Source organism: Paenochrobactrum pullorum (genome assembly GCF_041929845.1).
Classification (GTDB): Bacteria; Pseudomonadota; Alphaproteobacteria; order Rhizobiales; family Rhizobiaceae; genus Paenochrobactrum; species Paenochrobactrum pullorum.
In genome coordinates, this window is the sequence record NZ_JBHEEH010000001.1 from 400,326 (window position 1) to 420,882 (window position 20,557).

Here is a 20,557-nt window from a genome sequence, read left to right on the forward strand (position 1 = left end):
GAGGCGTTGTTTCTGTCAAAAAAAATGATAGATAATCGCCTCTATTCGCGTTAGCTTGCCGAAAATTCATCTTACATGAGGTTCGGATGTCATTTTTGGCGGCGCTCACATTTATTCCTGAATGGCCGGTGATTGTGCAGTTTTTTATCGCAACTGCGATCCTGTCTCTCACCCCCGGACCTGATATGACACTATTTGTCGGGCGTTCTTTGTCGGAAGGTAAGGCTGCCGGTTTTGCCTGTATGGCAGGCGCCTGCACCGGCATTGTTATTCATAGCAGCATGGTGGCGCTGGGTTTATCAGCACTCATCATTGCTTCACCAACAGCCTTTTGGGTGTTGAAGGTGGTGGGAGCTATGTATCTTGTCTGGCTGGCATTTCAGGCGATCACCAAAGGCTCGGCTTTTTCACTGGAAAAGAACGTTACGAAGAAACACACATTCTGGCAAAACTGGCTTACTGGTTTAGGCATCAATTTGCTCAACCCGAAAGTGATTTTGTTCAACATGACGTTTTTACCGCAATTTGTGTCGGCACATGATCCGCATGTGACGGGAAAATTGTTGTTTTTGGGGCTGATCTTTATTCCGATGGCGCTGCCTTTCACCATTCCTATGGTGCTGGTAGCCGATAAGTTTGCTGGTCTTTTGAAGAAAAACCCGAAAGTTACTCGTATTATTGATTGGTTGTTTGCTGGTGTATTCTCGGCCTTTGCCCTGAAAATTCTGACCGCTCAAACCAAATAATAATGAATAAGAAAACGGGGATTTAAACCCCGTTTTTATTGCAAATTCTTTGTCTGATTGTACCGGCATTGCGACCGGCGATCTTCCAATAAATCAATCCGCAAATGGCACCACTGATAATAAGGCCGCCTAATTTAAACAAGCTGTCTTCAAAGGGCATCAGTCGTCCTGAGATAAGATTTTCAAACCAATTATAATAAATGATGGCAATGCCTAGCATTGCTCCGAAAATCATGTAGGTCAGACGGTTTTTAAGGGCAAAAATTTCCGTAATCAGAATAAAAATTGTGCAAGGCACAGCCATGATAAAGGCAGTTAAAACCCAGCCGATCAGCAAAACCGCACCAATGCCATGAATAAATTCAACTGGGTCTTCTATGCCTTCAGGAAACAGAAAACTTTGAGGAGCGGACACAAAAAACAAGCATATGAGGGCAACCAGTGTGGTCAAAACATAGCCGGCCAGAATTTTTAAAATTAAAATGCCGGAGGATTGCTTCAAACAGCATTTTCCTCTGCTATCATGGCTTCAAGTTGAAGACGTTCACTCTTGCGCATGATTTCAGATTCGGATTTTAACTGGCCGCAGGCTGCGAAAATATCGCGCCCACGCGGGGTGCGGATTGGAGACGCATAACCAGCCGCATTGACATAATCAGCAAAACGCTCGATCTGCTCCCAATCCGAGCATTGGTAATTGGTGCCAGGCCAAGGGTTGAACGGGATAAGGTTGATCTTTGCAGGAATGCCACGCAGCAGTTTCACCAGTGCTTTGGCATCTTCCAAACTGTCATTCACATCCTTAAGCATTACATATTCAAAGGTAATGCGCTTGGCATTGGAAAGCCCCGGATAATCACGGCAGGCTTTCATCAATTCGTCCAGCGGATATTTCTTATTGATCGGCACCAGCATGTCGCGCAATTCATCACGCACAGCATGAAGCGAAATCGCCAGCATCACGCCAATTTCTTCGCCGGTGCGGTATATTTCAGGCACAACACCGGATGTGGAGAGCGTAATACGGCGCTTGGAAAGCGCCAAGCCATCACCATCAGAGGCAATCAACAGCGCCTTTTTCACTTCTTCAAAATTATAAAGCGGCTCACCCATACCCATCATGACGATATTGGTAACCTTGCGGCCTTCTGCCGGCACAATTGCACCATCTGGTGTGCCTTTTTCAGGGAAATCGCCCAAGCGATCACGCGCCACGAGAAGCTGCGCCAGAATTTCTTCGGCGGTCAGGTTACGCACCATTTTCTGGGTACCGGTATGGCAAAAAGAGCAAGTGAGTGTGCAACCAACCTGCGAGGAGATGCACAAAGTGCCGCGACCTTCTTCAGGAATATAAACGGTTTCAATTTCCACCGGACGACCGGCACCGCGTGGCGGAAAACGGAACAACCATTTGCGGGTTCCGTCATTGGAGATCTGTTCTTCAACCATTTCCGGCCGTTGAATACTGAAATTTTCCGTCAACGTATGACGCAAATCCTTGGAAATATTCAGCATATCATCAAACTCGGATACGCCGCGCACATAGAGCCAATGCCAGAGCTGGGCGATGCGCATTTTTGTCTGACGTGGCGGAACGCCGACATTGACCAATGCTTCTGCCATTTCTTCGCGGGAAAGACCGATCAAAGATGGTTTCAGCGGCCTGTTGGCGCGAATATGCTGCGCCAGACGGTCACGTGTATCATCCTGTGTCAGGTCGAAAGAAATGGACATCGTTTTACAGTTCTTCTGTGTTGGTTCGAATTAAATGTGGGTATGATCAAGGCACATCATATGCCTGTAGCCTCTTCAAAGGCTTTGTTAGGCGCGCTCATAACATGAAAAAGCGCAGCCGTCATCACACATGTTCTATTGCGTCATTTAACAAGCAATTGGGTAACAGGCAATTGGGGCTTTTTTCTATATAGAACAAAAAAGCCGGACTTAAAGCCCGGCTTTGAAAAATCAATCTGAAATCGAAAACTAAAGTTTCAAAAAATCAGATTTCATAGATCAAGAAATTACTTGCAGTTTTGAATGGCGTTCAATGCTGCGGTAATGCCTTTCAGCGAATAGGTGTAGCTTGTGTTTGTACCACGCTGGGATTGCGCTTTTACAACCATATCCGCACCACCGCGCATTGCTGCGATCAGCTGCGGTTCTTCTGCTGCATTTTCCATCCAGCCCGATTTTCCGTTCACAAACATATTGAATGAACGTGAACCGATGGTGACGGTTACTTTAGAATTAGCTTTCAGGTCATAACCAGCCATGAACTGTGGTTCGAAAGACACGTTCTGACCAGGCTTCTGGGTGACCAGAAAGAAATTGTCGCCATGATTAACGGATGATGGCTGCATCTGGGTCGGAACCGACAGCACATAGCAAACCTTGCCGTTACCTGACTTATAGCTATAGGCACCCCAGACGTCGAACTGTTTAATCTGGGTCGGTGTCTGTGCGAGTGCCGAACCCGCCATTGCAATTGTAAACACCGAAGCCGCGACGATCGATTTTCCAAGCATTGTTTTTTACCGGTTCTCTTTCGTTTGCTTCAAAATGGTAGATCGGGATAACCGCCGTTCACAGGCCGTCCCGTTCAATTACCCTTAATTTGACTTAATTTAGGTTACTAAACGGTGAAGATTTAGCGAAAATGTCCAAGTTTTTTCGCCTTGTGGAAAATGGTCGTCATCTCGTCTCTGATTGCTCAGACATCAGCCAAAAGAAGGTGGCGAGATTTTGTCATATTCGCGACTACTGATAATAAGTTTGTTTTTGTTTGTGTAAAGGTTGAATTTGAGTGTAATAATCAACTTTGTTTATGCATGTTTGTTTGCTGTGCCGTCGGCTTCCTGCAGAGCAGTTTTGGCCGCTGCACGATGGGCAGGGGTAATATGGGTGCGGATTGCTGCCAGTGCGGCCATGAGCACAGCGATATCATCGGTAAAACCAATGCCTATCAGCATGTCCGGAATAAAATCAAACGGCAGGACAAAATAAGCCAGTGCCGCCATCAGAGTCATGCGGACACGGCGCGGTGTTTGCGGATCCAGTGCGCAAAAATAAGCGGCAACCACTTCATCCATAAACGGAATATGGCGGCCGGCGCGCCGCACGGTTTTCCAAAAGCCGTTTTTCACTTTGTCTTTACGCTGCTGGTAGGTGTTGTCATCACCAGGTTCCAGAATTTCTCCTATTTTCACATCATCCATCAACATCCCTCCGGGACTTTAATAAGCAGAATAGTTCATGTGCGTTTTGGGGCGGCACGAGCCACAATGAGCTATAAATGGGGAGGCTTTCATCTTCGTGCAAGTTATTGAAGGATATTATCCGGTTTTTAACTGCTGCCAAGCCGATCCATAATTTCAGCCATTTGAATATCCAGTTTGGTAATACCGTGGCTGGAATGGGTGGTGAGTGTAACTTCCACTTTATTATAAACATTGGACCACTCCGGATGATGGTTGAGCTTTTCTGCATGCATCGCAATACGGGTCATAAAACCGAATGCGGCATTGAAATTTTGGAAAGTGAACAGGCGTCGGATAGCTTTGCCGCTATTGACCATTTCCCAGTCAGGCAAAGCGATGAGAGCATCGGCAAGTTCTTGTGGGGTCAGAAGTGTGCGTGACATTCACTCATGCTCCGGTTTAGATAGGTATGTTGTTAAATAAACGCATATGGGTGATGGGATTATGCTCAAAAATACGCCGCGTTCCATTCTATTTATCTGTCTTGGCAATATTTGCCGCTCGCCTTTGGCAGAAGGCGTGATGCGCCACGTCTGGGAAAATTCCGGGCGTGACGAGATCATTCATTTCGATTCTGCCGGCACCAATGGTTATCACACCGGCGAAGCACCCGATCCCCGTTCGATTGAAGTGGCAAGGTTGCATGGCATTGATATTGCGGCACAGCGCTGCCGCCAGCTCACCCGCGATGATTTTTATAATTTTGATCTGATTTTGGGTATGGATCAGGTCAATATGGCCACACTTGCGCAAAGAAAACCAGACGACGCCACCGCACATATTGCGCTTTTTACCGATATTTCAGGGATCGGGGATATGGAAATCCCCGATCCTTATTTTGGTGATATGTCTGGTTTTGAAGAGGTTTATCGCATGGTGCTTTCATCTTCAAAAGCGCTTGCCGAGCGCTTTTGAAGTGAAGACGGGCGGTTCAAAGGCCACGTTTCTTCAATAATATAAGGACCGCCGCCGATAGAATCGCGCGATGACATCAGCACAAAGCGCGAGACGGTAAAGGGTTGGGTGGCAAAGTTACCTCGTGATGAAAGATAATGCGCCACATCGCCGTCACGCGGGTTTTTCAACCGTGCAAGGGTGACATGGGGCACAAATTTGCGCGGATCAGCCGGTACGCTTAGGCGCTGGCAGATGCGTTCGATCTCGGCCTGCAGCGCATTCAGTTCCGGTGAAGGGGCAACGCCTGCATAAATACTATGTGGTTTTTTGGAGCCGAAAGCCCCGACACCCGAAAGGGTCAAAGAAAATTGCTGCCGTTCGATACGGTCGAATTCAGATACGATTTCATCAGCAATATGGCCTTCAATATCGCCGATAAAGCGCAATGTCAGGTGATAGTTTTCAACATCAATCCAGCGTGCACCGGGCAAACCGCCGCGTAGCAGCGAGAGGGAAAGTGTAGCATCGCGTGGGATTTCGAGAGCGGTGAAAAGACGTGGCATCTGGCAACTCCCCGAACTGTCGTGCCCTAAACTGTAAAAGCCTTAAACGGCTGTGCTTGGGGCACTTGCGTGAAGCTGCTGTAATTTTTCAGCAGTTTCAGGCATTTGAGTGCTTAATTTCTGCTTTTCATCGCCTGCTCAATGCAAGGCGATATGTCAGCCAAACATTGAAAGTGCTTTGGGGCAAGTCAATTTAACTGTTTGAACCAATGTTTTATTGGGCTTTCCCCTGATTTTGCAGCTCTGTGATGGTTTTTTGAATAAAGGGGGAGAAGTTTGCAACCATCACAGCCACGCCTTCTGCATTCGGATGCATACCGTCTTCGAGCTGCAAAGATTGATTGGTCATCACGCCTTCAAGAAAGAACGGATAAAGCGGCACTTGATATTTATCGGCAAGCTTTTGATAAATCGGATTGAACTGCGCCGCGTAATCCGCGCCCATATTCGGTGGTGCTATCATACCAGCCAAAACAGCCGGAATTTTGCGTGCCTGCAAACGCTCCAGCATTTGATCGAGGTTTTGCGCGGTAATTTCCGGCGCAATGCCGCGTAAAGCATCATTGGCGCCAAGTTCTAAAATCACCAGATCGGCATCATCAGGCACCGACCAATTGAGGCGTTCCAAGCCGCCGGTGGTGGTGTCTCCTGAAACACCGGCATTTTCGACTGAAACATCAAACCCGTTTTTAAGAAGTGCATCTTCCAGCTGCTGGGGAAAAGCATCACCTGCCGGCAGCAGATAGCCAGCCATCAGGCTGTCGCCGAAGCCGATAATTTTAAATGATGATAGTTGGTCTTCGGGCAAAACCTCTTCCAGTCCTGATGATTCTTCCATATCCGGCTCCGGATTTTGCACCGTTCCTTGCGCACGGGCGGCAAGTGCAAACAGCCCCATAATGGCGATGATGAGGATAATGTGAAGAAAAGCTGCAAGAGGTTTGAAACGCATTCAGAAAAACCCATATTGCCGGAGTATGCAAATGTGGGAGGCCAGCATTTGCAATTTTAAAGCGGCGAGAACCGCTTTGCTTGTTTAAGTTAGATCATACTTGGGTAAAACAATCTGCATCACCAATGATAATACTCGGTTTCATCGTAAATATTTTGTTATTGCTCATAACTAGACCAAGCCACAACTAGACCAAGATTGCGTGAAATATGAGGCAAGATCATGGATAAGGGAAGAAAAATACGTGTCACATCAAACTGTTGAACAGGCAATCGTGCTCGACAATATTGAGCTAACTTTAGGACACGGAGTTTCTTCCGTTCATGTATTGAAAGGCATTAGCCTGTCATTGCAACAAGGGCATTCTTTCGGCATCGTCGGGCCTTCGGGCTCCGGTAAATCAACGCTTTTGATGGTGCTGGCTGGTTTGGAAAAAGTTGATAGCGGCAGTGTCACCATTCATGGCGAGCGCCTTGATTTGATGAATGAAGATCAGGCAGCTGCATTCCGCGGTCAGAATATCGGTATTGTTTTTCAATCTTTTCATCTGATTCCCAACATGACAGCACTCGAAAATGTGGCGGTGCCGCTGGAACTGGCTGGGCGCAAAGATGCTTTTGAGGTGGCTGAAAAAGAATTGCGCGCTGTTGGCCTTGGAGAACGCCTTAATCATTACCCTTCCCAATTATCGGGTGGCGAACAGCAGCGTGTGGCCATTGCCCGCGCACTTGCGCCATCGCCGAAAATTCTGATCGCCGATGAGCCAACCGGTAATCTGGACACGGTCACAGGCCAGCAAATTACTGATCTCCTTTTTACCAAGCAGCGTGAAACTGGCTTGACGATGGTGCTTGTCACCCATGATCCTTCACTGGCGGCGCGTTGTGATCTGGAAATTCCGGTACGGTCCGGCTTGATCGAAAGCGAAAAGATGAACGCCTCAAGGCAGGCGGTATCTGCATGAGCGTGATTAAATCTGTGGCGCTGGCGCTACGCTATGCTCTGCGTGAAATGCGCGGTGGTTTGAGCGGTTTTTATGTGTTCATTGCCTGTATTGCCTTAGGCGTGGCTGCAATCGGCGGCGTTAATTCGGTGGCGCAATCGGTGGGCGATGGCATTGCTGCACAAGGGCGCAGCATCCTGGCGGGCGACATGAGCTTTGCGTTGCAGCAGCGCCAGGTCACGCAAGCAGAAAAACATTTTTTAGACAAGCAAGGTCAATTATCCGAAAGCGCCACCATGCGCTCGATGGCCAGAAAAGCCGATGGCAGTGACCAGTCCTTGGTTGAAGTTAAGGCTGTCGATCAGAGCTATCCGCTTTATGGTGATTTAAAAACCACGCCTGATCTCGCGCAAGATGCGCGTTTTGCGCCACAAGATGGTATCTATGGAGCGTTGGTTTCGCAGCTTTTTCTTGACCGGATGGGCATGAATATCGGCGACGATATTCTACTCGGCACTGCACGTTTTCAATTGCGGGCTGTGATCGACGAAGAGCCGGATTTATTATCGGACGGCTTTAGTTTTGCGCCCCGTTTTATGATATCGCTCGATGCTTTATCCGGTGCCGGTCTTATTCAACCCGGAAGTTTGGTCACTCATATTTATAAGATCGCATTGCCTGATGATGCAGGCGATAGTGCGTTGACGCAAATTCGCGCCGACGCCGCTAAAGACTTTCCCGATGCAGGCTGGAATATCCGCAGCCGCAACAATGCGGCACCATCTTTAACGGCGAATATTGAACGTTTCTCGCAGTTTTTAACTCTTGTTGGTTTAACAGCACTGATCGTTGGTGGTGTTGGCGTGGCCAATGCGGTGCGTGCTTATCTTGACAGCAAACGTGCCGTGATTGCGATGTTTAAATCACTGGGGGCGCCTGCGCGTTTTGCAGTTCTTGTCTATCTCATCCAGATCACACTGATTGCTTTGATCGGTATTGTGATTGGCTTAGGACTTGCAATGCTTATTCCTTTTGCCGCAATGGCGGCATTGGATGGCTATCTGCCGGTGACAGGTATGAGCGGTGTTTATCCTTGGTCGCTGTTTTTGGCCGCTGTTTTTGGCCTCATCACAGTTTGGGCTTTTGCCAGCATCCCGCTGGGGCGGGCACGCTCTGTCGCACCAACAGAATTGCTGCGCGAAAACGGTGTGGCACATCATGGCCGCGCGCCTTGGATTTATTTTATCCTTGCTTTTGCTTTGATGGCACTGTTGGCCGGATTGGCGCTTTACGTGGCTTATGACCGGCGCATTGCAGTGGTGTTTATCACAGCAACGATTGCAGCCTTTATCATTTTGCGGCTGGTGGCACACCTCATTCAATATATCGCTAGAAAAGCACCTCGCACCCGCTCCACAGCATTACGTTTGGCTATCGGCAATATTTACCGGCCGAATGCACTGACCTCTTCGGTCGTTTTATCGCTTGGTTTGGGGCTGACATTAATGGTGGCTTTGGCGCTGGTGGATGGCAATTTGCGTCAGCAAGTGGCCTCCAATATTCCAGCGCAAGCACCTGATTTTTTCTTCGTTGATATACAAAATGCGGAAATCGATGGCTTCCAGAAATTGGTCGGCGGCATTGCTCCTAACGGTAAACTCACTGCCGCACCCATGTTGCGCGGTCGTGTGATTGAGCTCAATGGCACCAATGTGCGAAAAATGGATATTCCGGCAGCAGGCGGATGGGTGCTGCGCGGCGATCGCGGCATCACTTTTTCTGCAAATATGCCTGATAATGCGACGCTCAATGAAGGGGAGTGGTGGCCAACCGACTATAGCGGCGAACCGCTCGTCTCTTTCGCCGCTCAAGAAGCGCAAGATTTGGGCTTGAAAATCGGCGATACGATTACGGTTAATGTGCTGGGGCGCAATATTACCGCTAAAATTGCCAATGTCCGGCAGGTGCAATGGGAAACATTGGCGATGAATTTTGTCATGGTGTTTTCGCCTAATACCTTTGCCGGTGCGCCGGTGACGTGGCTTTCGACCCTCACTTTGGATAATGGCGATAAAAATCTGACCGCCGATGTGTTGCGACAGGTGACTCAAACCTATCCGACCATTACATCCGTTGGTGTCAAAGATGCGGTGGAAGTAGCCAACACATTGATATCACAGCTTTCCACAGCCATTCGTGCAGCCGCTTCGATTGCGTTGGCGGCATCTGTTCTGGTGTTGGGCGGGGCATTGGCTGCGGGCAATCGGGCGCGGATTTATGATGCTGTGGTGTTAAAAACTTTGGGCGCTACGCGTGGCACGCTGATTAAAGCCTATGTGCTCGAATATATGCTGCTGGGACTGGCAACAGCTGTTTTTGCGCTTTTGGCCGGCGGTTTGGCTGGCTGGTATGTGATTGCGCAAATCATGCGGCTGAAAGCAGAATTCTTACCCGATGTAGCAGGTATGACCGTTTTCATCGCATTGATTTTGACGATAGGATTCGGGCTTGCCGGAACATGGCGGGTGCTTGGACAAAAGCCGGCCAGTATATTGCGGGAGTTATAACAGGAGCAATTTTATCGGATTTTATGTTAAGGTACTGGTCGATATATAAAAAAACGACCCGAATCGTGGCGGAATCGCTGGTTTTTTTAAACATTGTCTTGTGTCGGGGCTTGATAATCCCCATAATATGTTCAGGCATGCTGGGGTCCCGCCAGCGGCGCCTGGAGTGTTTTGGTGGTCACGTATGTTTCGTGAATGCTGAGCGCACCGACACCGGACGGGACAACGCAAAAGGATTTTAAGTCATGGCTGACTATCGCAACATTCAGGCGCGTGGTCCGGTTGGAGCCCGCGCAGAAGCAGGCATCGATCAGGGCCTGCGCAGTTACATGCTCGGCGTCTATAATATGATGGCTATTGGTTTGGCTGTCACAGGTATTGCGGCTTTCGCAATGGCTGCATTGGCAACCACCACAGATGCATCATTGGCCGTCGCGCAGATGAGCAACGGTAAAATGCTCACCTCATTTGGCGCAACTCTTTACACCTCGCCATTGCGCTGGGTTGTAATGCTTGCACCATTGGCTGCAGTCTTCTTCCTGAGCTTCCGCATTGAACGTCTTTCAGTTGCAACAGCAAATGCTGTGTTCTGGGGCTATGCGGCGCTGGTAGGTATTTCGCTTTCATCGGTTTTCCTGGTCTTCACCGGCGAAAGCATCGTTCGTACATTCTTCGTAACGGCTGCTTCATTCGGCGCGCTGTCGCTTTATGGTTACACCACCAAGCGTGACCTGTCGGCGATGGGCTCGTTCCTGATGATGGGTCTCTTCGGCCTGATCATTGCATCTGTTGTTAATATTTTCCTCGGCTCTACCGCGTTGCAGTTTGCAATCTCGGTTATCGGCGTATTGATCTTTGCTGGTTTGACCGCTTATGACACCCAGTCGATCAAGGAAATGTATTACGAAGGTGATGGTTCCGAAACGCAGGGTCGTAAAGTTGTTATGGGCGCGCTGCGTCTGTATCTCGACTTCATCAATATGTTCATGTTCCTGCTTCAGTTCATGGGCAACCGGGACTAATCACTGAATGTGAATGAATTGAAAAAGGCGGCTGAATGGCCGCCTTTTTTATTGGTTTTTTTTTAAAAACCCCCTCTTTTTTAATTAGGTCTTGTGCCTTTCATTTAAACTATGCAATAGCACTCATGATTATGTCTCCGCCTGCTTTTATGCAGCTACGCGTTCCCGACATGTGATGCCGGGAGGATACAGGAATAAATCATGGTTAGTCTTCGCAAGTTTCAGTTTTCGGATTTCGCCGATGTCTATGCTATTTATTCAGATGCAGTAGAAAAAGGCACTGGTAGCTATGAAACCGAGCCGCCGACGATGACGGATATGCGCGGCCGACTGACCATGCTGATTGCACAAGGCTTTCCGCTGATTGTGGCGGTGGAAGGCGATCAGGTGCTGGGCTATGCCTATGGCAGCTATTTCCGCACGCGGCCTGCTTATCGCTGGATGGTGGAAGATTCAATTTACATTGCTGAAGAGGCGCGCGGGCAGGGCATTGGCAAATTGCTTTTAAGCGAGTTGATCAAGCAATGCACTGCTTTGGGTTTCCGCCAGATGGTGTCGGTGATTGGTGATGCCGAGGGCAATTTCGGCTCGGTACGTTTGCATGAAAGTTTGGGCTTTATCGAGTGTGGCCGCATTAAAGGTTCCGGCTTCAAACATGAACGTTGGCTTGATACTTTGTTGATGCAGTTTGAACTGAATGAAGGTGATAAAGTGCCAGCAAACAAGCCGCCTTTTGCCTGATTTTTTAAGTATTCTAGAGCGTATCGCACTTAATCGTATCCACCGTGCTCGCTCTAGCGTTTTGTTTTTACGCATGTCTTTATCCTAAAACCGGTGCCCACTTTTGGGAGACATGCTTTAGATGCAACACCAATAGCGACCTGTCGCTTTTGATAAAAAGCCGACAGCGTCGTGATAAGTGGTGGCAGTACATGGTGCTGCCACACGCGCGGAGTGAGCTCCACGCGTTTATTTATGCTTACTAACACAGCGTTTCTGCGCCGGTTAGAGCCGCTCATCGTCAAGCACAGCATAGTGCAAAGATGTCGCTTCACCTCCTTCGGTTTAAGATAAGGGTATTGCAAAAGCGCTTCACGCAAAACGCAGCATGCATTTACGAGCGATTATTTTTTCGTGTGCAGAGACGGCCGCAATGCGTTCTCATTGAAAGCGCACATATATCTCTGCTCATAAAGTGCATTGCTGCTGTGGTGCTCTAACCCGCCAGTTTTGCGAGTATGATGTAATAAATAAGCATGCCTGCTCTTGAGATTGACATTATATAGCTCCGTCATTTGAAAAAACTTTTTAATAAAAGACAAATTTTTACGCTTAATTGGACTTCGGTCTGAATGATTATGTGCCTCTATATATAGCTTTATTTGGCGCTGTTTGGAATCCCGTTGCTTTACTTGATCTGCTGATTGCATCAGAAAGCGCTGACATAATTTTCAATGAAATTAAGCTTAGTTCAGGAAGTGCTTAATAACGTGATCTGTGCGTGGTGAGAGGCTCTCTGATTCGCTTTTGCGCGGCATAAAAAATGCCGCCGGATCGCTCCGGCGGCATTTGTGATTTTATATCCGGCTTACAGATTAAGAAGCCAGATCACGTAAGACCGTCTGCAAAATGCCGCCGTTCTTCATGTAGTCGATTTCATCAAGTGTATCGATGCGGCAGATCAGTGGAACTTGCTTCACGCTGCCATCAGCAAAGGTGATGGTGGAGTTGATAACCTGACGCGGACGTACATTTTCCAGACCTTCAATGGTGACCATTTCGTCACCTTTGATGCCGAGGGACTGCCAGCTGGTGCCGTCTTCAAACACGAATGGTACGATACCCATACCAACGAGGTTGGAGCGGTGAATACGTTCAAAAGACTGCGCAATCACGGCTTTGACGCCGAGCAGATTGGTGCCCTTTGCAGCCCAGTCACGCGATGATCCGTTACCATATTCCACACCGGCAAACACAACCAATGGAACGCCTTCATCTTTATACTGCATTGCTGCATCATAAATTGAAGTTTCTTCCTTGGATGGGTAGTGGATGGTGTAACCGCCTTCACGGCCGTTTTCACCCAGCATGTGGTTGCGGATACGGATATTGGCAAATGTACCGCGCATCATCACTTCGTGATTACCACGACGTGTACCGTACTGGTTGAAGTCTGCAACAGCCACGCCGTTATCGAGCAGATATTTACCGGCAGGCGACTGTGCCTTGATCGAACCGGCAGGGGAGATGTGGTCGGTGGTGATCTTGTCGCCGAAGAGACCGAGAACACGTGCGCCCTTAACATCATTGATCTTGCCGGCAGATTTGCCCATGCCGACAAAATATGGCGGGTTCTGCACATAAGTGGACTTGTCATCCCAGGCATAGGTCTGGCCATCCGGCACCTGAACGGCCTGCCAGTTTTCGTCGCCTTTAAATACGTCCGCATATTTTTCAGAGAAGATTTTGCGGGTTACGTTCTTGGCGATGAATTCCTGAATCTCGGCCGATGAAGGCCAGATATCACGAAGATAAACCGGATTGCCGTTCTGGTCTTCGCCCAAAGGCTCAGATGTGAGGTCTTTGGTGACAGTACCGGCCAGCGCGTGGGCCACAACCAATGGCGGGGAAGCCAGATAGTTTGCCTGTACGTCCGGTGATACGCGACCTTCAAAGTTACGGTTACCGGAGAGAACAGCCGCCGCAATCAGACCCTTTTCATTGATGGTCTTGGAAATGGCAGCAGGCAGTGGACCGGAGTTACCGATACAGGTGGTGCAACCAAAGCCGACAAGGTTGAAGCCCAATGCGTCGAGGTCTTTTTGCAGGCCGGCGCTTTCGAGATAGGCTGCAACAACCTGAGAACCCGGAGCCAGCGAGGTTTTAACCCAAGGCTTGGTTTTCAAGCCTTTGGCGACTGCATTGCGTGCGAGAAGACCGGCAGCAATAAGAACACTTGGGTTGGATGTGTTGGTGCAGGAGGTAATTGCAGCAATAGCAACATCACCATGACCGAGATCATAATCTTCACCTTCTACAGCGTAGCGTGCATCCTGACCGGTTGTTTTTTTGTATTCTGTTTCCAATGCCGTGGCAAAGCCGGAGGCAATACCTTCAAGCGGAATACGGCCTTCAGGGCGTTTTGGTCCAGCCATAGAAGGCACAACATCGCTCATGTCCAGCTCGAGAATGTCGGTGAATACAGGATCTTCCGAACCTGCTTCACGCCACATGCCTTGTGCGCGCGAATAAGCTTCAACCAGTGCCATACGTTCTTCTGTACGGCCGGTGGTGTTCATATAGTTGAGGGTTTCTTTGTCCACAGGGAAGAAACCACAGGTCGCACCATATTCAGGGCCCATATTGGCAATGGTGGCGCGATCGGCGAGGGTCATATTGTCGAGACCAGGGCCGAAGAATTCAACGAACTTACCGACAACGCCTTTTTTACGCAGCATCTGCGTAACGGTCAGCACCAAGTCAGTTGCGGTGACGCCTTCTTTAACCTTACCGGTCAGCTTGAAGCCGATAACTTCCGGCAACAGCATGGAAACAGGCTGGCCGAGCATGGCAGCTTCAGCTTCAATACCGCCAACACCCCAGCCCAGCACGCCGAGGCCATTGACCATGGTGGTGTGACTGTCGGTACCAACGCATGTATCAGGATAAGCAACGGTGACGCCGTCTTCTTCTTTGGTCCATACGGTCTGCGCCAGATATTCAAGGTTGACCTGATGGCAGATACCGGTGCCAGGAGGCACAACGCGGAAGTTCTGGAATGCCTGCTGACCCCATTTGAGGAAGCGGTAGCGTTCGCCGTTGCGTTCATATTCCAGATCAACGTTGCGTTTGAAAGCGTTTGCATTGCCGAATTCGTCAACGATGACGGAGTGGTCAATTACGAGGTCAACCGGCACGAGCGGGTTGATTTTTTCAGGGTCGCCGCCGAGCGAAACCATTGCATCGCGCATTGCAGCCAGATCAACAACGGCCGGAACGCCGGTAAAATCCTGCATCAAAACGCGGGCTGGACGATATGCAATTTCGGCACCTGCGGTACCGCGGTCGGTCAGCCATTTGGCAACATTTTCAATGTCTGTTTTTTTGACAGAGCGGCCGTCTTCAAAACGAAGGAGGTTTTCAAGCAAGACTTTCATGGAGAAAGGCAGCTTGGAAATTCCAGTCAGTCCGTTCTTTTCAGCTTCGGTCAGGCTGTAATAGACATAGTCCTTGCCCCCTGCTTGCAAGGTTTTGCGGCATTTAAAACTGTCGATTTGCGACACGATGTTCGTCCTTCATGCTACTGGCCGGAAAACCAGGACGAACGCCAAGGCTTGCGTTTCAAGGACGCTGCTCAAGGTGCGGGTGCAGTCATTTCCGCTGTCCGTCCCGACCTGTGCTGTTTTAGCATCAAGCTTTTGAGATCGGCCAAAATTCGTTTCCACACCGACCGCTGGCATGGTAGCTGCTATATAGAGAGTTTTTTAAAACGATTCTAGATAGATATTGAGAATATTGGCTGGTTGCGGCGAAATGTTGCGATGCACTATATTTAATCGGTTTGTAATCGCAGATGCAGGGTTTTCGGAGGTGAAATGCGGGTTGTTGTGACGGATTTAGCCGCGGAACGCGGCGGTCAGCATGTTTTTAGCGGCCTATTTTTCAGTCTGGAGCAAGGTAACGCTTTGGTGATTACCGGCGAAAACGGTTCCGGCAAATCCACATTGCTGCGAATCATTTGTGGTCTGTTGGAGCCGGTACGTGGCTTTATCCGCTTGGAAAGCAGCGACGGGTTGTTGGATCTACAATCCTCATTGCATTATCTCGGCCATCAAAATGCGATGAAGCCTAGCCTGACAGTGCGTGAGAATTTGCAATATTGGCGCACATTCAATGGTAATCCACATATTGGAATTGACGATGCACTGGAGCAGGTTGGTCTGATCGGCATTGATCATTTGCCGTTTGGATATTTGTCGACAGGGCAAAAGCGCCGTGTTTCCATTGCCAAGCTTTTGGTCAGCTACCGCCCGATCTGGGTGGTGGATGAGCCGACCGCCGGCCTTGACGAGGCTTCGGAAAAACGCTTTGCCAATTTGATGAAAACACATTTGGCCGAGGGCGGCATGATTATTGCCGCAACCCATATTCCGCTTGGCCTTGAAGGTGCACAAAGAATTGATCTTGGTGCTTATCAAACGGAAAGCGCGGATTAATGCTCGCACTCTTTATCCGTGATATTCGCTTGAGCCTGCGCGCAGGCGGCGGGGCTTTGATCGGAATTCTATTTTTTCTGGCTGTCATTGCGGTGATGCCTTTTGGCGTCGGTCCTGATCTTAATCTGCTGGCGCGCATCGGCCCTGCCATGTTGTGGATCGGTGCATTGCTTGCGGTTTTGCTCGGACTTGACCGTTTGTTTCAGGTGGATCGGGAGGATGGCTCGATTGATCTGATGATCATGGCATCCAATACCCATATGCTGCCGCTGATTGTGTTTACCAAAAGTCTGGCACATTGGACAGGCAGTGTGTTGCCGCTGGTGGTGGCAAGTCCACTGCTTGGGCTTTTTATGAATATGGATGAAATATCAATCGGTGCAACGGCTTTGACCTTGCTGGTCGGTACGCCGGCGATCACCTTTGTCGGCGCAGTTGGTGCGGCCTTGGCAGTGGCACTTCCGCGCGGGGGGCTACTTGTATCGGTGATTGTGTTGCCTTTAACTATCCCTGTGCTTATTTTCGGAGTTTCAGCTTCTTATGGCGCAACGGTTGAAGGCTCACCATTTCTGGCACCTTTCCTGATCCTGATCGCAATTACGCTATTTTTTGCTGTCATCGGCCCTATAGCGGCAGCGTCCGCGCTCAAAAATGCAACTGATTAATGAAATATACCGGATAAATTGAAGGTGTCTGACTAAAAAGCGACAGGCTGCGGCGAAAATGGTGATTTTCGTGTGCCCGACAGCAGTATACTGCACGTATATGAGCAACGGAGCATGTAACAAACACCTAAGGCGGTCAGTATGGCGCATTTGCATGCAGGTGTTGAAAGTTTGACCGGCGAGGCTATGTAGGTTTAATGAGCAATAAATTCTTTCTTTCCCGCTGGATTGATCTGGCTAATCCGACACGGTTTTTGTGGCTGGCGGGCTTATTGCTGCCTTGGATGGCTGTCATTTCTGCTGTGTTGCTGATTGTCGGCCTTTACATGGTCTACTTTTCACCTGAAGATTATCAGCAGGGTATTACCGTTTGGATTATGTATATCCACGTGCCTTTCGCATGGCTCTCGATGATGTGTTATACTGTGATGGCGATGTCGGCGCTGGGCACACTTGTGTGGCGTCATCCGCTGGCTGATGTATCTGCCCGTGCAGCCGCTCCGATTGGTGCGGCATTCACAGCGCTTGCGCTTTTGACCGGCTCCTTATGGGGCAAGCCGATGTGGGGCACTTGGTGGGTGTGGGATGCACGCCTGACCTCTGTATTTGTGCTGTTTTTGATGTATCTCGGCGTGATTGCTTTAAGCCGCGCCATTGATGATCCGTCAAAATCAGCGCGTGCTGCGGCTGTGCTCATTCTGATCGGCTTTATCAATATTCCGATTATCAAATTCTCGGTTGATTGGTGGAATACGCTCCATCAGCCGGCATCAGTCATCCGCATGGGCGGCTCGACCATTGATCCGTCGATGCTTTATCCTTTGCTGGTGATGGCTGCCGGTTTTACCATGTTGTTTTTCACGCTGCATTTGATGGCGATGCGTAATGAAATCTGGCGCCGCCGTGTGGCTGCCATGCGCAAAATGGCGGCACGTCATGCCGATGCAAGACCTGCAAGATCGCCAGCTGCGCCACAAGTCGCAGATGTGTGAAAAGGAGACATAAAACAATGACTCATATCACTTATGTTGTTGCATCTTATGTGATCTCCGCTTTGGTTCTGACCGGCATGATTACATGGATTTTGTTGGATCAGCGCGCACAGCGCAGTGAATTGCAGCGTCTGGAAGCGCAAGGTGTGCGCCGCCGTTCGCGTCGCACGCAAGAAAATGGCGCAGGAAATAGCAATGACTGAGCAGAAACAGCCTGAAACGCAAGCGCAGTCTGTCAGCTCCAAGCGCGTCATTATGGCTTTGTTGCCACTGATCATCTTTGCAAGTCTGGCGGGCGTGTTTGCCTATCAATTATTGTCCGGCAAAGATGCGTCCACCATTCCGTCTGCTTTGATCGGGAAACAGGCACCGGACACCGAACTGCCGCCTTTGGAAGGTCTGACACGCGATGGTGTGCAACTGGCAGGCATAACCAGTGCCGATTTCAAAGGTCAGCTGACATTACTCAATGTTTGGGCATCATGGTGTGCACCATGCCGTCAGGAGCATCCGGTGTTCATGGAGCTGGCTAAAGACAAGCGCATCAAGATCGTCGGATTGAACTATAAAGACCAGCCGGAAAATGCCCGCCGCTTTTTGGGTGATCTGGGCAACCCTTATGTGGCTGTCGGAACAGATCAGGCCGGACGTTCAACCATTAACTGGGGCGTTTATGGCGTTCCGGAAACATTTCTGATCGGTCCTGATGGCGCTATTCTCTATAAGCATGTCGGGCCGGTGACGCCAAAAGCAGTGGTGGAAGAAATCCTGCCATTGGTTGATAAATACGCAGCCTCTTAAAATTTTTTATTTTTACTTATAAAAAAAGCGCAGTGCCAAAACGGACTGCGCTTTTTTTGATTATATCGGCTTGTTGTTATTCAGGAACAACACGCACAGCACCTTTAGCGGCACTTGTGGTCATGGCAGCATAGGCACGCAGCGCCGCACTGACTTTACGTTTGCGTTGCTCAACCGGTTTCCAGCCTTTTGCTTCCATCGCTGCGCGACGTTCTGCCAAAATGGCATCGGCCACATCCAGATGGATGATACGGTTTGGAATGTCGATATTGATGATATCGCCTTCTTCCACCAGACCAATGGTGCCGCCTTCAGCCGCTTCCGGTGAAACGTGACCGATAGAAAGACCGGAAGAGCCACCTGAGAAGCGACCGTCAGTAACGAGCGCACAAGCCTTGCCCAGACCTTTCGACTTCAGATAGCTGGTTGGATAGAGCATTTCCTGCATACCCGGACCACCACGCGGGCCTTCATAACGGATGAGGACGATGTCGCCTTCTTTGATCTTGCCATTGAGAATGCCAAGAACTGCACTGTCCTGACTTTCAAAAATGCGGGCAGGGCCGGAGAAAGTCAAAATGCTGTCGTCAACACCGGCAGTTTTAACAATGCAACCGTCTTCTGCCAAGTTACCGTAAAGCACAGCCAAGCCACCATCTTGTGAGAAGGCGTGGGCTTTGTTGCGGATCACGCCCTTGTCGCGGTCGCTGTCAACGCTGTCAAAGCGGCGCGACTGGCTGAAGGCCACCTGTGTCGGTACGCCGCCTGGTGCTGCACGGAAGAAATCATGCACGCGTTCGTCATTGGTGCGTTTGATGTCCCATTTATCAAGCGCATCTTTCAAAGATTTGGCATGGACGGAACCAACCGAGGTGTTGAGAAGGCCAGCGCGATCCAATTCGCCCAAAATGCCCATGATGCCACCGGCGCGATGCACGTCTTCCATGTGGACATCAGGCACAGCAGGCGCAACTTTACACAAGACCGGCACATGGCGCGAAAGCTGGTCAATATGGCTCATATTGAAATCAAGCTCTGCTTCGTGCGCGGCTGCCAGCAAGTGCAGGACGGTGTTGGTCGAGCCACCCATCGCCACATCAAGGGTCATGGCGTTTTTGAAGGCTTCAAAATTGGCAATCTGGCGCGGCAGAACGGAATGGTCATCCTGTTCATAATAGCGGCGTGCCAGATCAACCACGAGACGGCCAGCTTCAAGAAACAGACGTTCACGGTCAGCGTGTGTTGCAAGCGTGGAGCCATTGCCCGGCAGCGAGAGGCCAAGTGCTTCAGTCAGGCAGTTCATCGAATTGGCGGTAAACATACCGGAGCAGGAGCCGCAGGTCGGGCAAGCGGAACGCTCGATAGTGGCAACTTGTTCGTCGGTGTAACTGTCGTCAGCCGCGGCCACCATGGCGTCAACCAGATCGAGGCTTTTTTCGACGTCATCCCAGACAACTTTACCCGCTTCCATCGGGCCGCCGGAAACGAAAACAACAGGGATATTGAGGCGCAAGGAGGCCATCAGCATGCCGGGGGTGATCTTGTCACAATTGGAAATGCACACCATTGCATCGGCGCAATGGGCATTGACCATATATTCAACCGAGTCCGCGATGATTTCACGTGATGGCAGCGAATAAAGCATGCCGTCGTGCCCCATGGCGATACCGTCATCAACCGCAATGGTGTTGAATTCTTTAGCCACACCACCGGCGCGTTCAATCTCGCGTGCCACGAGCTGTCCCATATCTTTCAAATGGACGTGACCGGGCACGAACTGGGTAAAGGAGTTGACCACTGCGATAATTGGCTTGCCGAAATCCTCATCTTTCATGCCGGTGGCGCGCCAAAGGCCGCGAGCACCAGCCATATTACGGCCGTGGGTGGTAGTGCGCGAACGATAAGGAGGCATTCTAAGTCCTTCACGAATTCAAGT

20 protein-coding genes are annotated in these 20,557 nt (G+C 49.8%); 11 read left to right on the forward strand and 9 right to left on the reverse strand.

Features of this window, described 5'->3' with window-relative positions; all coding sequences use genetic code 11:
- The first annotated feature begins 86 nt into the window (after window positions 1-86).
- On the forward strand, window positions 87-746 hold the full coding sequence (locus JNC77_RS01990; RefSeq protein WP_374829035.1) for a LysE family translocator: 660 nt from the start codon (window positions 87-89) through the stop codon (window positions 744-746).
- Between the two features lie 22 nt (window positions 747-768).
- Here the strand turns inward: JNC77_RS01990 and JNC77_RS01995 are convergent, their stop codons facing one another.
- The 5 genes from JNC77_RS01995 to JNC77_RS02015 all read right to left on the reverse strand — a co-directional run bounded on the left by JNC77_RS01995 (window position 769) and on the right by JNC77_RS02015 (window position 4,386).
- On the reverse strand, window positions 769-1,248 hold the full coding sequence (locus JNC77_RS01995; RefSeq protein WP_374829036.1) for a hypothetical protein: 480 nt from the start codon (window positions 1,246-1,248) through the stop codon (window positions 769-771).
- A complete protein-coding gene (gene rlmN, locus JNC77_RS02000; protein WP_374829037.1) occupies window positions 1,245-2,480 on the reverse strand; it encodes a dual-specificity RNA methyltransferase RlmN in 1,236 nt (411 codons plus the stop codon). Before rlmN ends, JNC77_RS01995 begins: the two co-directional genes overlap by 4 nt.
- Window positions 2,481-2,767: 287 nt before the next feature.
- On the reverse strand, window positions 2,768-3,271 hold the full coding sequence (locus JNC77_RS02005; RefSeq protein WP_374829038.1) for an invasion associated locus B family protein: 504 nt from the start codon (window positions 3,269-3,271) through the stop codon (window positions 2,768-2,770).
- Between the two features lie 297 nt (window positions 3,272-3,568).
- Window positions 3,569-3,961 (reverse strand): YkvA family protein, encoded by a 393-nt coding sequence (locus JNC77_RS02010; protein WP_374829039.1) that lies wholly within the window; start codon window positions 3,959-3,961, stop codon window positions 3,569-3,571.
- 128 nt (window positions 3,962-4,089) lie between these two features.
- Entirely contained in the window at window positions 4,090-4,386 is a 297-nt protein-coding gene (locus JNC77_RS02015) for a 4a-hydroxytetrahydrobiopterin dehydratase (protein WP_374829040.1), read from the reverse strand.
- Window positions 4,387-4,447: 61 nt separating this feature from the next.
- Between JNC77_RS02015 and JNC77_RS02020 the strand changes: the two genes are divergently transcribed.
- A complete protein-coding gene (locus tag JNC77_RS02020; protein WP_374829041.1) occupies window positions 4,448-4,918 on the forward strand; it encodes a low molecular weight protein-tyrosine-phosphatase in 471 nt (156 codons plus the stop codon).
- On the opposite strand, the gene thpR is transcribed toward JNC77_RS02020, so the two are convergent.
- Both thpR and JNC77_RS02030 read right to left on the reverse strand, forming a co-directional pair.
- Entirely contained in the window at window positions 4,870-5,463 is a 594-nt protein-coding gene (gene thpR / locus JNC77_RS02025; RefSeq protein ID WP_374829042.1) for an RNA 2',3'-cyclic phosphodiesterase, read from the reverse strand. The two genes, JNC77_RS02020 and thpR, sit on opposite strands and share 49 nt — an antisense overlap.
- 214 nt (window positions 5,464-5,677) lie before the next feature.
- A complete protein-coding gene (locus JNC77_RS02030) occupies window positions 5,678-6,415 on the reverse strand; it encodes an arylesterase (protein WP_374829043.1) in 738 nt (245 codons plus the stop codon).
- A 244-nt stretch (window positions 6,416-6,659) separates the two neighbouring features.
- On the opposite strand from JNC77_RS02030, the gene JNC77_RS02035 reads away from it, so the two are divergent.
- The 4 genes from JNC77_RS02035 to JNC77_RS02050 all read left to right on the forward strand — a co-directional run bounded on the left by JNC77_RS02035 (window position 6,660) and on the right by JNC77_RS02050 (window position 11,688).
- Window positions 6,660-7,379: an ABC transporter ATP-binding protein gene (locus JNC77_RS02035; RefSeq protein ID WP_374829044.1), complete on the forward strand. Its 720-nt coding sequence runs from the start codon at window positions 6,660-6,662 to the stop codon at window positions 7,377-7,379.
- Complete coding sequence (locus tag JNC77_RS02040) at window positions 7,376-9,925, forward strand: ABC transporter permease (RefSeq protein ID WP_374829045.1); 2,550 nt, start codon at window positions 7,376-7,378, stop codon at window positions 9,923-9,925. The genes JNC77_RS02035 and JNC77_RS02040 overlap by 4 nt, the downstream gene beginning before the upstream one ends.
- 245 nt (window positions 9,926-10,170) lie before the next feature.
- Window positions 10,171-10,947 carry a Bax inhibitor-1/YccA family protein gene (locus JNC77_RS02045; RefSeq protein ID WP_374829046.1) on the forward strand — a complete coding sequence of 259 codons (777 nt, stop codon included), beginning with the start codon at window positions 10,171-10,173 and terminating at the stop codon, window positions 10,945-10,947.
- Window positions 10,948-11,148: 201 nt separating this feature from the next.
- Window positions 11,149-11,688 carry a GNAT family N-acetyltransferase gene (locus JNC77_RS02050; protein WP_374829047.1) on the forward strand — a complete coding sequence of 180 codons (540 nt, stop codon included), beginning with the start codon at window positions 11,149-11,151 and terminating at the stop codon, window positions 11,686-11,688.
- Window positions 11,689-12,542: 854 nt separating this feature from the next.
- On the opposite strand, the gene acnA is transcribed toward JNC77_RS02050, so the two are convergent.
- Window positions 12,543-15,230 (reverse strand): aconitate hydratase AcnA, encoded by a 2,688-nt coding sequence (gene acnA / locus JNC77_RS02055; RefSeq protein WP_374829048.1) that lies wholly within the window; start codon window positions 15,228-15,230, stop codon window positions 12,543-12,545.
- Between the two features lie 312 nt (window positions 15,231-15,542).
- Between acnA and ccmA the strand changes: the two genes are divergently transcribed.
- The 5 genes from ccmA (at window position 15,543) to JNC77_RS02080 (ending at window position 18,621) form a co-directional block, all read left to right on the forward strand.
- Window positions 15,543-16,163, forward strand: a complete 621-nt coding sequence (ccmA, locus tag JNC77_RS02060) for a heme ABC exporter ATP-binding protein CcmA (protein ID WP_374829049.1) — start codon at window positions 15,543-15,545, stop codon at window positions 16,161-16,163.
- Window positions 16,163-16,828, forward strand: coding sequence for a heme exporter protein CcmB (gene ccmB, locus JNC77_RS02065; protein WP_374829050.1), 666 nt, complete (start codon window positions 16,163-16,165; stop codon window positions 16,826-16,828). The genes ccmA and ccmB overlap by 1 nt, the downstream gene beginning before the upstream one ends.
- Before the next feature lie 197 nt (window positions 16,829-17,025).
- Entirely contained in the window at window positions 17,026-17,820 is a 795-nt protein-coding gene (locus JNC77_RS02070) for a heme ABC transporter permease (RefSeq protein ID WP_374829051.1), read from the forward strand.
- A gap of 17 nt (window positions 17,821-17,837) precedes the next feature.
- A complete protein-coding gene (gene ccmD, locus JNC77_RS02075; RefSeq protein WP_374829052.1) occupies window positions 17,838-18,023 on the forward strand; it encodes a heme exporter protein CcmD in 186 nt (61 codons plus the stop codon).
- Window positions 18,016-18,621, forward strand: a complete 606-nt coding sequence (locus JNC77_RS02080) for a DsbE family thiol:disulfide interchange protein (RefSeq protein WP_374829053.1) — start codon at window positions 18,016-18,018, stop codon at window positions 18,619-18,621. The genes ccmD and JNC77_RS02080 overlap by 8 nt, the downstream gene beginning before the upstream one ends.
- Before the next feature lie 76 nt (window positions 18,622-18,697).
- Here the strand turns inward: JNC77_RS02080 and ilvD are convergent, their stop codons facing one another.
- Window positions 18,698-20,533, reverse strand: a complete 1,836-nt coding sequence (ilvD, locus tag JNC77_RS02085; protein WP_374829054.1) for a dihydroxy-acid dehydratase — start codon at window positions 20,531-20,533, stop codon at window positions 18,698-18,700.
- Window positions 20,534-20,557: the final 24 nt, after the last annotated feature.

Bases quoted from the DNA above. Each gene is read 5' to 3' on its own strand.
- JNC77_RS01990 (WP_374829035.1), top strand. From the start codon at position 87: ATGTCATTTTTGGCGGCGCTCACATTTATTCCTGAATGGCCGGTGATT.
- rlmN (WP_374829037.1), bottom strand. From the start codon at position 2,480: ATGTCCATTTCTTTCGACCTGACACAGGATGATACACGTGACCGTCTG.
- JNC77_RS02005 (WP_374829038.1), bottom strand. From the start codon at position 3,271: ATGCTTGGAAAATCGATCGTCGCGGCTTCGGTGTTTACAATTGCAATG.
- JNC77_RS02010 (WP_374829039.1), bottom strand. From the start codon at position 3,961: ATGGATGATGTGAAAATAGGAGAAATTCTGGAACCTGGTGATGACAAC.
- JNC77_RS02015 (WP_374829040.1), bottom strand. From the start codon at position 4,386: ATGTCACGCACACTTCTGACCCCACAAGAACTTGCCGATGCTCTCATC.
- JNC77_RS02020 (WP_374829041.1), top strand. From the start codon at position 4,448: ATGCTCAAAAATACGCCGCGTTCCATTCTATTTATCTGTCTTGGCAAT.
- thpR (WP_374829042.1), bottom strand. From the start codon at position 5,463: ATGCCACGTCTTTTCACCGCTCTCGAAATCCCACGCGATGCTACACTT.
- JNC77_RS02030 (WP_374829043.1), bottom strand. From the start codon at position 6,415: ATGCGTTTCAAACCTCTTGCAGCTTTTCTTCACATTATCCTCATCATC.
- JNC77_RS02040 (WP_374829045.1), top strand. From the start codon at position 7,376: ATGAGCGTGATTAAATCTGTGGCGCTGGCGCTACGCTATGCTCTGCGT.
- JNC77_RS02045 (WP_374829046.1), top strand. From the start codon at position 10,171: ATGGCTGACTATCGCAACATTCAGGCGCGTGGTCCGGTTGGAGCCCGC.
- JNC77_RS02050 (WP_374829047.1), top strand. From the start codon at position 11,149: ATGGTTAGTCTTCGCAAGTTTCAGTTTTCGGATTTCGCCGATGTCTAT.
- ccmA (WP_374829049.1), top strand. From the start codon at position 15,543: ATGCGGGTTGTTGTGACGGATTTAGCCGCGGAACGCGGCGGTCAGCAT.
- ccmB (WP_374829050.1), top strand. From the start codon at position 16,163: ATGCTCGCACTCTTTATCCGTGATATTCGCTTGAGCCTGCGCGCAGGC.
- JNC77_RS02070 (WP_374829051.1), top strand. From the start codon at position 17,026: ATGAGCAATAAATTCTTTCTTTCCCGCTGGATTGATCTGGCTAATCCG.
- ccmD (WP_374829052.1), top strand. From the start codon at position 17,838: ATGACTCATATCACTTATGTTGTTGCATCTTATGTGATCTCCGCTTTG.
- JNC77_RS02080 (WP_374829053.1), top strand. From the start codon at position 18,016: ATGACTGAGCAGAAACAGCCTGAAACGCAAGCGCAGTCTGTCAGCTCC.
- ilvD (WP_374829054.1), bottom strand. From the start codon at position 20,533: ATGCCTCCTTATCGTTCGCGCACTACCACCCACGGCCGTAATATGGCT.